The sequence below is a fragment of the Shigella sp. FC1544 genome (genome assembly GCF_001722145.1).
Lineage (GTDB): Bacteria > Pseudomonadota > Gammaproteobacteria > Enterobacterales > Enterobacteriaceae > Escherichia > Escherichia coli.
This window is the reverse complement of sequence record NZ_MECT01000471.1, coordinates 1-397: the sequence shown is the minus strand read 5'-3', so window position 1 is coordinate 397 and position 397 is coordinate 1. Positions and strand designations below refer to the sequence as shown.

The window sequence follows — 397 nt, the reverse complement described above, 5'->3', positions numbered from 1 at the left end:
TGATTGTCTGCGCTGAAATGGACGAACAGTGGGGCTACGTCGGTGCTAAATCACGTCAGCGCTGGCTGTTTTACGCGTATGACAGGATACGGAGGACGGTTGTGGCGCACGTCTTCGGTGAACGCACTCTGGCCACACTGGAGCGTCTTCTGAGCCTGCTGTCGGCCTTTGAGGTCGTGGTATGGATGACGGATGGCTGGCCGCTGTATGAATCACGCCTGAAGGGAAAGCTGCACGTTATCAGCAAGCGTTACACTCAGCGCATTGAGCGACATAATCTGAATCTGAGACAACATCTGTAAGCGTGCAGCAAGAACCGTATTGACGGGGATGTGTTATTCAGTCGGCAGTGCTACGCGCCAGGGGAGCAGTTCGCCGACCCGGTTTATCGGCCAGT

Annotated in this window: 1 pseudogene; it reads left to right on the top strand. The window is 55.4% G+C overall.

Annotated elements, in window-relative coordinates:
• Positions 1–299, top strand: a pseudogene (locus BGK49_RS18550) (IS1-like element IS1X2 family transposase); the annotation flags it as partial.
• Between the last annotated feature and the right edge of the window lie 98 nt (positions 300–397).